Origin of the sequence: Shewanella sp. 38A_GOM-205m (assembly GCF_000518445.1) — a bacterium.
Classification (GTDB): Bacteria; Pseudomonadota; Gammaproteobacteria; order Enterobacterales; family Shewanellaceae; genus Shewanella; species Shewanella algae.
In genome coordinates this window covers 1-4,599 of the sequence record NZ_JADP01000054.1, presented here as the reverse complement: position 1 = coordinate 4,599, position 4,599 = coordinate 1, and the positions used below count along the sequence as shown (strand labels likewise).

The 4,599-nt window shown below is 49.6% G+C and carries 4 protein-coding genes and 5 tRNA genes; 8 read left to right on the top strand and 1 reads right to left on the bottom strand.

What is annotated here, in order from left to right; genetic code table 11:
* The first annotated feature begins 391 nt into the window (after positions 1-391).
* Entirely contained in the window at positions 392-1,417 is a 1,026-nt protein-coding gene (murB, locus tag N512_RS0118945; protein WP_028781311.1) for a UDP-N-acetylmuramate dehydrogenase, read from the top strand.
* Between the two features lie 2 nt (positions 1,418-1,419).
* Positions 1,420-2,379: a bifunctional biotin--[acetyl-CoA-carboxylase] ligase/biotin operon repressor BirA gene (birA, locus tag N512_RS0118940; protein WP_028781310.1), complete on the top strand. Its 960-nt coding sequence runs from the start codon at positions 1,420-1,422 to the stop codon at positions 2,377-2,379.
* On the opposite strand, the gene coaA is transcribed toward birA, so the two are convergent.
* A complete protein-coding gene (gene coaA / locus N512_RS0118935; RefSeq protein ID WP_025012139.1) occupies positions 2,380-3,327 on the bottom strand; it encodes a type I pantothenate kinase in 948 nt (315 codons plus the stop codon). It lies immediately after the preceding gene.
* Between the two features lie 233 nt (positions 3,328-3,560).
* Between coaA and N512_RS0118930 the strand changes: the two genes are divergently transcribed.
* From N512_RS0118930 to N512_RS23415, 6 genes are all read left to right on the top strand, one after another.
* Positions 3,561-3,636, top strand: a tRNA-Thr gene (locus tag N512_RS0118930).
* An 8-nt stretch (positions 3,637-3,644) separates the two neighbouring features.
* Positions 3,645-3,729: transfer RNA gene (locus N512_RS0118925), tRNA-Tyr, on the top strand.
* A 37-nt stretch (positions 3,730-3,766) separates the two neighbouring features.
* Positions 3,767-3,851: transfer RNA gene (locus tag N512_RS0118920), tRNA-Tyr, on the top strand.
* A gap of 35 nt (positions 3,852-3,886) precedes the next feature.
* Positions 3,887-3,960 (top strand) — tRNA-Gly (locus N512_RS0118915).
* Between the two features lie 9 nt (positions 3,961-3,969).
* Positions 3,970-4,045 (top strand) — tRNA-Thr (locus tag N512_RS0118910).
* A 116-nt stretch (positions 4,046-4,161) separates the two neighbouring features.
* The coding region (locus N512_RS23415; RefSeq protein WP_028781262.1) for a GTP-binding protein at positions 4,162-4,599 on the top strand (438 nt) is incomplete at its 3' end.

Below are 4,599 nucleotides of genomic sequence, written 5' to 3'. Positions count from 1 at the left end.
CCCTCAGCTCGCAGCCAAGCTGCTTCGCGCTACAGCCATCTATCAAGCTGTGCTTGATGAGCAGATGTCTTTCGCCCCCATGTGAGATGGTGCTGTGGAGATATTGAGAATGGCTCGACCCGTTTGTCTGGTCAGATTTATCCAGTCTCTGGAGCACAGAGATTTAATCCGACCAGTATCCTCAATGAAGGTACTCGAGACTTAAGTAGAGAAGCCACCTGCATAAGGTGGCTTTTTTGCGTTTAGGGCCTGTGAGATTTGCCTTAATCCAGCTTTGAGTCGGTAGCAGCCGATTAGCTTGCCGCTGGATATTTGCTTATGGGTGTTTTACGGCTGAAATAGCCAGCTAATCCCGTTACAATGCTGCTTTTATTTGCGGTGAAAGCTTTAGATGCCAACTCTAGTCCACTCCCTTAAATCTTTGAACACCTTTGGAATCGACTGTTGCTGTCGGGAACTCATCAGAGTGAGTTCTACCACGGAGCTTGTCCAGGCTTGCATGCAGCATAAGGACGATGAGATTCCTATGTTGATCCTCGGTGGTGGCAGTAATCTATTGCTGCTTGAGGATTATCAAGGGACTGTGATTCAAATCGCTACCAAGGGAATCGATGTCTGTGAGGATCAAGAGCATTTTCATCTAAAGGTTGCCGCCGGTGAAAACTGGCACGATTTGGTTTGTGAAACGCTTAAGCTGGGGATGCCGGGGCTTGAGAATATGGCTCTGATCCCGGGGACAGTTGGTGCTGCGCCTATTCAAAACATAGGCGCCTATGGAATTGAGCTGTGCCAGTTGTGTGACTGGGTCGAGTATCTGGACCTGCAGACCGGCGCGCTAACTCGTCTCGAGGCCGCTGATTGTGATTTTGGCTATCGTGAGTCAATTTTCAAAAATCAGCTCAAGGGTAAGGCTGTGATCACCTCTGTCGGCTTGAAACTGCCTAAAGCCTGGCAGCCGAAACTGAGTTATGGGCCGTTGCAGTCGCTTGCTGAAGAGACTGAGGTGACCGCGACCATGATTTTTGAACGGGTATGTCAGGTTCGTCAGGAAAAACTGCCGGATCCTGTAGTGCTTGGCAATGCCGGCAGCTTTTTCAAGAATCCTGTGGTTGCTGCTGCCGACTATCTTAAGTTGGCTGAACGCTTTCCTGATTTGGTGGGTTATGCTCAGCAGGATGGTACTGTTAAGTTGGCCGCAGGCTGGCTTATCGATAAGGCAGGTTTGAAAGGTTTCCAGATGGGAGCGGCAGCAGTCCATGATAAGCAAGCCCTGGTACTGGTGAATAAAGGCGGCGCTAGGGGTAAGGATGTGGCTAATTTGGCGCGGGAAATTATCAGGCAAGTGCAAGCGCGCTTCGGTGTCGAATTGCAGCCCGAACCGCGAGTTTTTGCGGCAACAGGAGAGAGGAGTCTCTGACGATGACCGAACAGTGGAAGCGCAAGCGGGAAATATTACAGCTGTTGCAGCAGGGTGAGCTTGTTTCCGGCGAGATACTGGCCGAACAACTGGGTATCAGCCGTATGGCTGTCAGCAAACATATCAGTGCCTTGACTGCCTTTGGGATCGATATCTTCAGCGTGAAAGGCAAAGGCTATAAGTTGGCGAGAAGCCTGCATCTTATTGATAAGCCGCGTTTGCTTTCCGCTATAGATAACCGTTGTTTCTACTTTGATGAACTCGGTGGTACCAATACATTCCTGCTCAACCATGTCGATGAATTGAGTAATGGCGATCTCTGTATTGCCGAGTACCAATCTGCTGGACGAGGGCGTAGAGGACGTCAGTGGTTGTCGCCCTACGGTAGTCACCTCTATTTTTCTATGTACTGGCAGTTCTCTCAAGGTCTTTCCCAGGCGATGGGCTTGAGTCTGGTGGTTGCCTGTTCACTGGTTAGTGTGTTGGAGTCTTTCGGTATTACCGGTTTGGGGGTGAAGTGGCCCAACGATATCTATCTCGATGGCCGTAAACTTGCCGGTGTACTGATTGAAATGAGTGGGACTGCCGACAGCGAATGCGATCTGGTGATCGGGATAGGCTTGAATATGGCTATGCCTGCTGAACTGGGTGAACAACTGGATCAACCCTGGAGCGATCTCAGTGGCCTTGAATCTATGCCGAACAAGACTGAGTTGGCTATCAATCTTCACAAACAGCTATTGAAAGATCTCAAGCTGTTTGAAACCCAAGGGTTGGCGGCATTCAGCACCAGGTGGCAGAGTGCGGATATCTTTGCCGGTCAACAGGTCAAACTGCTGCTGGGTGAGCAGCAGATTAGCGGCCACTACCTGGGAGTGGATGAGCAAGGTGGCGTTATCCTACAGACAGAAACGGGTCCACAGCATTTTGTCGGCGGGGAAATCAGCTTACGCGGCGCTTGATTATTTTCGCAGCAGCACTTTATCCATCAGGTGGTCCTGACCCTTTTTCAGAATAAGATGTGCCCGCTCGCGGGTGGGCTCGATATTCAGATTCAGGTTCGGGCCATTGATAGTGTCCCAGATATTGGCGGCTATATGTTCGGCTTCGGCATCGCTCAGCTTGGCATAGTGGTGGAAGTAGGAGCGCTCATTGGCAAAAGCCGTATGCCGGAACTGCAGGAACCTATCTATATACCAATGTTTCAGCAGTGATTCGTCCGCATCTACATAGATAGAGAAGTCCACGAAATCAGAAACAAATGGCCGCTTGATACTCACGGGAGAATCCAGCTCTGTCTGCAGTACATTCAAGCCTTCAAGGATCAAAATGTCCGGCTGTCTGACCTGCTGCACTTCGGGGAGACGGTCGTAACTGATGTGGGAATATAGCGGAGCCTCGACCAATTCGGCGCCTGACTTGATGGCAGCGATAAACTCCACCAATAGTTTCATATCATAGCTTTCCGGAAAGCCTTTACGCTGCAACAACCCTTTTTGTTTCAGCTCGGCCAGCGGGTAGAGAAAACCGTCCGTAGTAATCAGATCGACCTTAGGGTGTTCGGGCCAATGGCTCAAAAGTGCCTGCAGGATACGGGCTGTGGTACTTTTCCCTACGGCGACACTGCCGGCAATACTGATAATGTAAGGACTCTTGGCCGGGGTTTGCCCCAAAAACTCATTTAACACCAAACCTCTTTGCTGCTTGGCGCCAACGATCAAGTTAAGCAGACGACTGAGGGGCAAATAGATGTCGGTAACTTCTGTGAGGGAAACTTTTTCATTAATCCCCCGCAGCTTTTTCAATTCGGTTTCGCTCAAGGTCAAAGGCACCGACTCGCGAAGTTCGGCCCATTGCTGGCGGTGAAACGGCATATATAATGCCTGTTGAATTGAGTTGGCTGTTGTCATCTGATTTCCTCTGCTCAGGCAAGGCACAGTACACCATGAATTATTCATGAACAATAAAAAATCCCTATGCCAAGCCGAATTGTTTATCCCGTGTACAGAGGGTTAAGAAGGAGTAGAATACCTACGCAGTGTCAGAGTAAAAAAGCACCATTCAGGGCTTTTTTTCGAAAAAAAGCCAATTTCCTATTGCACTCGCCCCAACATTTACCTAATATCCGCTACCGAAATGAAGTGCCGGCATAGCTCAGTTGGTAGAGCAACTGACTTGTAATCAGTAGGTCCCGAGTTCGACTCTTGGTGCCGGCACCAATTTTATCGGAGGGGTTCCCGAGTGGCCAAAGGGATCAGACTGTAAATCTGACGGCTCCGCCTTCGAAGGTTCGAATCCTTCTCCCTCCACCATTTGCCTACAATTTAAAAGACACGAAAGTGAAATCGTGGAGGGGTTCCCGAGTGGCCAAAGGGATCAGACTGTAAATCTGACGGCTCCGCCTTCGAAGGTTCGAATCCTTCTCCCTCCACCATTTTCAAGGTAAGTAGGTAGCCTTAAGTAGGTTGCGCGGGCATCGTATAATGGTATTACTCCAGCCTTCCAAGCTGATAACGCGGGTTCGATTCCCGCTGCCCGCTCCAAATTTGCATGCTGATATGGCTCAGGTGGTAGAGCGCATCCTTGGTAAGGATGAGGTCGGCAGTTCGAATCTGCCTATCAGCACCAGCCTATCTTAAATTTTACCTCTGCCTTTTATAATCTGTTCGATGTCATTCATTTGCATCGGACTTTTTCACTATATATGGTTTCACCACCAGAAAATCTTAGATTGAGGCAATACCATGTCTAAAGCTAAATTTGAACGTAGTAAACCCCACGTTAACGTGGGTACCATTGGCCACGTGGACCATGGTAAAACCACTCTGACTGCTGCTATCTCAACTGTACTGTCTAAGACTTACGGTGGTGAGGCGCGTGACTTCGCAGCGATCGATAACGCTCCAGAAGAGCGTGAGCGCGGTATTACCATCAATACCTCTCACATCGAGTATGACACTCCAACTCGTCACTACGCCCACGTAGACTGCCCAGGTCACGCTGACTATGTTAAAAACATGATCACCGGTGCTGCCCAGATGGACGGCGCAATCCTGGTAGTAGCTTCTACTGACGGTCCAATGCCACAGACTCGTGAGCACATCCTGCTGTCTCGTCAGGTAGGTGTACCTTTCATCATCGTATTCATGAACAAGTGTGACATGGTAGACGATGAAGAGCTG

Bases quoted from the DNA above. Each gene is read 5' to 3' on its own strand.
- birA (WP_028781310.1), top strand. From the start codon at position 1,420: ATGACCGAACAGTGGAAGCGCAAGCGGGAAATATTACAGCTGTTGCAG.
- murB (WP_028781311.1), top strand. From the start codon at position 392: ATGCCAACTCTAGTCCACTCCCTTAAATCTTTGAACACCTTTGGAATC.
- coaA (WP_025012139.1), bottom strand. From the start codon at position 3,327: ATGACAACAGCCAACTCAATTCAACAGGCATTATATATGCCGTTTCAC.